We start from the raw sequence: 3,646 nt of genomic DNA on the forward strand, positions 1-3,646 counted from the left end.
CGGCTCCACCCCGGCCCAGCCCGAACCCGCGGCCCACCGGGCGGCGATCGACGCCACCAGGGCGTTGGCCGGGGCGTGCGACGAACCCGCGCCGGCCAGCACCACGCCCAGCGAGCGGTCACGCGACCGCACGCCCACGGACGCCAGGCGCCGCAGCGCCGCCGACTCCAACCGGGGATCGGGGCCCAGCACGTCCGCGATCGTCACGTCGAGGGAAGGCAGCCGGGCCTCCGCCACCGCGCTCGGCACGTCGACCCGGGCGTGGAAGGCCTTGCCCAGCAACAACGGCACCACCACGGCGGAACGGTGACCGTCCGCCGCCACACCCCGCAGCACGTCGCCCAGCAGCGGCACGGAGAGGTCCAGGAAGGACCCGCGCACGTCCAGCGACGGCGCCAACGCCCGCACCACGTCCAGCAACGCGTGCACCGTCGCCGCCGACCGCGGATCGCGACTGCCGTGCGCCACGGCCACCAACGCCGTCACAGGGCACCCGTCAACCCGCGCGCCCGCAGCACCGCCCGCTCCAACGGCCGGAACACCAGCAGCTCGATCCCGACACCCACCAGCAGGATCAGGAAGATCGCCGCGATCACCATCGAGATGTCGTTCAACGCCGACCCGTTGTGCAGGTACTGCCCCAGGCCCTCGCCGAGCTGCGGCGACGTCGCAATGATCTCCGCCGCCATCAGCGACCGCCACGAGAACGCCCACCCCTGCTTCAACCCGGCCAGGTAGCCGGGCAGGGCGGCGGGCAGCAGGATGTGCCGGGCGGACGCGAACCGACCGGCGCCCAACGCCTGGCCGACGCGCGGCAGCAGCGGCGGGACCTGGTCGACGCCCGACACCAGGCCGTTGGCGATCGACGGCACCGAACCCATCAGCACCACGAAGTAGATCGTCGACGGCGTCGCGCCGAACCACAGGATGCCCGCCGGCACCCACGCCACCGACGGCAACGACTGGAGACCGGTCAGCAGCGACCCGATCGCCGCCCGCACCACCCGCACCTTGGCGATCAGCAACCCGAGCGGGGTGGCGATGACCACCGCGGTGAGGAAGCCGAGCACCGCCCGGCTGACGGACGTCCACAGCACCTCGAACGCCCGGCCGGTCTGGATCGCCTCGGCCACCGCCGCCCACACCGACGCGGGCGACGGCAGCTGGTACTCCGGCCAGAGCGCCAACGCCCACAACCCCTGCCAGACACCCAGCAGCAGGGCGAACGCGATCAGCGGCGGCACCGCGGTGCGGAGGAAGCGCTTCCGCAGCGACGGGCGCCGCTCCTGCGACGGCGCGTCGAGCGCGTCGAGGCCCGCGCCGACGGCCGCGAGGTCAGTGTCAAGCTGCGGCATGACCGCTGATCACCTCTCGCAGGTGGGTCGTGATCTCGTCGATGACGGCGGGCTCGTCGCAGTCCACAGTGGACCACTCGCGCACCACCCGGCCGGGGCGGGACGACAGCAGCACGACGCGCTGGCCCAGCCGCACGGCCTCGCGCACGTCGTGCGTGACGAACACGATCGCCGTGGACGTCTCGCGCCACACCCGCACCAGCTCCGCCTGGAGCACGTCGCGGGTGATGGCGTCCAACGCGGCGAACGGCTCGTCCATCAGCAGCAGGCCGGGCGTGCCGTCCTGGGCGCTGCCCAGCGTGGACGCCAGCGCGCGGGCCAGCGCCACGCGCTGCCGCATGCCGCCGGACAGCTCGTGCGGGCGCTTGTGACCCGCGCCGACCAGCCGCACCAGCGACAGCAGCTCGCTGGCCTTCTCCCGCCGCGGACCGCGCTTGACGCCGGCGAGCCGCATCGGCAGCTCCACGTTGCGCGCCGCCGTCAGCCACGGCATGAGCGCGGCCTCCTGGAACATCACGGCGGGCCGTGACGTGGTCAGCTCGATGCTGCCCGAGGTGGGCGCGTCCAGCCCGGCGACCAGGTTGAGCAAGGTCGACTTGCCGCAGCCGGACGCGCCCAGCAGGCACACGAACTCGCCCGGCGCGACGCGCAGGTCGACGCCGTCGAGCGCGACGACGCCGGAAGCGCCGTGGCCGAAGACCTTCCGAACCCCGGACAAGGTCACCGCGGCGTCCACATCGGACACGGACGTCGGGGTTTCCAGCGTGGCGGTCATGGTGTGCCTGCCTTCCTCGACGAGTTACTTCTTGTCCATGCCTGCGGGGTCCACGGTCGGCTTGCCCGCCGCGGAGAGCACCTTGTTCAGCAGCGTGAAGTCGGCGATGCCGGCCACGTCCGCGGCCTCCTTCGCCACCCCGGCCGTCACCGCGTCGTTCGCGAGCCGCGGGAAGCTCCTGGCCTGGGGGTCCAGCGTCAGCTCGATGTTGCCGAACGCCCGGTCCAGCACGGGCTCGCCCAGCGCCTTGCCGGTCAGGTCCTTCAGCGACTTGTTGACGATCTGCTTCGCCTCGACCGCGTTGGTCACCGCGAAGTCCGTGGCGGCGAGGTGCCCGCGCAGCAGCGCCTCGACCGTCTGCGGGTGCTCCTGCAGGAACTTGGCGCGCACCAGCAGCACCGTGGTCGGGAACTTGCCGCCCTCCCACAGGGTCTTCTCGTCGACCAGCACCTTCGCGCCCGCGTCCAGCACCAGGCGGGACGACCACGGCTCCGGCGCCCACGCCCCGTGCACGTCGCCCTTCTTGAACAGGTCGAGCGACTGCGAGTTCTCCGTGTTGGTCACGTTGACCTGGTCCGGGCCCGCGCCGACGGCCAGCTTCTCGTCGGACAGCCACTTCTTCAGCGCCACGTCCTGCGTGTTGCCGAGCTGCGGGGTCGTGATGACCTTGCCCTTGAGGTCCGTCACCGAGGCGATCTCCGGCTTGACCACGAGCTGCGCGCCGCCGGACGTGGCGCCCGCGATCAGCCGCACCGCCTCGCCCTTGGACTTGGCGTAGGCGTTGATGGCCGGGCCGGAGCCGATGAACGTCGCGTCCAGCGACTCGCCGAGCAGTGCGTTCACCGCTTCGGGGCCGGCGTTGAACGTCTGGGTGGTCAGCTTGGTGGTGCCCAGTTCCTTGGCGAACAGGCCCTGGTCCACGCCGATCAGCGCGGAGGCGTGGGTGACGTTGGGGAAGTAGCCGAGGCGGATTTCCGCCGCGGCGCCCTTGTCCTGCGGCGGGGCTTCCTCACCGCGGTCGACGCGGGAGCACCCGGCGAGTGCCGTGAGTGCCGTCAGTGCTACGAGGGACGCGGTCAGGATGCTGCGCTTGGTACTCACGTTCGCGAGGCCTTTCAGGGACCGGGGGACACGAGGGCGTGGCTGTCGGACTGGGCGGTGTTCCCGCCCTCCGTACAGCTGTCCACGCCGTCCAACTCCGGCAGCGGAGCACCCACGAGCCCCGCGGCGAGCGTGCTGCCGTCCGCGGCGTCGATGACCAGGAACGCGCCGGTGCGGCGGCTCCGCGTGTAGTCGTCCACCGGGATCGGCTCGGCGGTGCGCAGGGCGACCTGGCCGATCTCGTTGAGCGTGAGCGAGTCGGGCGCGTCGGTGCTGGCGAGCTTCTGCTCGTCGAAGCGGGTGCGCAGTTCGGTGACGATGGCCTGGACGGTGCGGGTGCCGTGCTTGACCAGGACGCGTGCGCCGGGGGTGAGGGGTTTGTCGGAGAGCCAGCAGACGGTGGCGTCGAACTCGT

The 3,646-nt window shown here is 72.2% G+C and carries 5 protein-coding genes; all 5 read right to left on the minus strand.

Going from position 1 to position 3,646, the window contains the following annotated elements:
* A partial coding sequence (locus ACFQ3T_RS35165) for a sirohydrochlorin chelatase (RefSeq protein WP_380730221.1) occupies positions 1–486 on the minus strand: 486 nt, incomplete at its 3' end.
* Positions 483–1,355, minus strand: coding sequence for an ABC transporter permease (locus ACFQ3T_RS35170; RefSeq protein WP_380730223.1), 873 nt, complete (start codon positions 1,353–1,355; stop codon positions 483–485). The genes ACFQ3T_RS35165 and ACFQ3T_RS35170, both read right to left, overlap by 4 nt.
* On the minus strand, positions 1,342–2,130 hold the full coding sequence (locus ACFQ3T_RS35175) for an ABC transporter ATP-binding protein (protein ID WP_380730225.1): 789 nt from the start codon (positions 2,128–2,130) through the stop codon (positions 1,342–1,344). Before ACFQ3T_RS35175 ends, ACFQ3T_RS35170 begins: the two co-directional genes overlap by 14 nt.
* Before the next feature lie 24 nt (positions 2,131–2,154).
* Entirely contained in the window at positions 2,155–3,231 is a 1,077-nt protein-coding gene (locus ACFQ3T_RS35180; RefSeq protein ID WP_380730227.1) for an ABC transporter substrate-binding protein, read from the minus strand.
* A 14-nt stretch (positions 3,232–3,245) separates the two neighbouring features.
* Positions 3,246–3,646, minus strand: a 401-nt coding sequence (locus ACFQ3T_RS35185) for an elongation factor 1-alpha C-terminal domain-related protein (RefSeq protein ID WP_452603494.1), incomplete at its 5' end; no start/stop codon positions are given.

It is taken from the genome of Saccharothrix hoggarensis (assembly GCF_042678885.1).
Taxonomy (GTDB): Bacteria; Actinomycetota; Actinomycetes; order Mycobacteriales; family Pseudonocardiaceae; genus Actinosynnema; species Actinosynnema hoggarensis.

Coding starts and splice junctions, on each gene's coding strand:
- ACFQ3T_RS35170 (WP_380730223.1), bottom strand. CDS start 1,355: ATGCCGCAGCTTGACACTGACCTCGCGGCCGTCGGCGCGGGCCTCGAC.
- ACFQ3T_RS35175 (WP_380730225.1), bottom strand. CDS start 2,130: ATGACCGCCACGCTGGAAACCCCGACGTCCGTGTCCGATGTGGACGCC.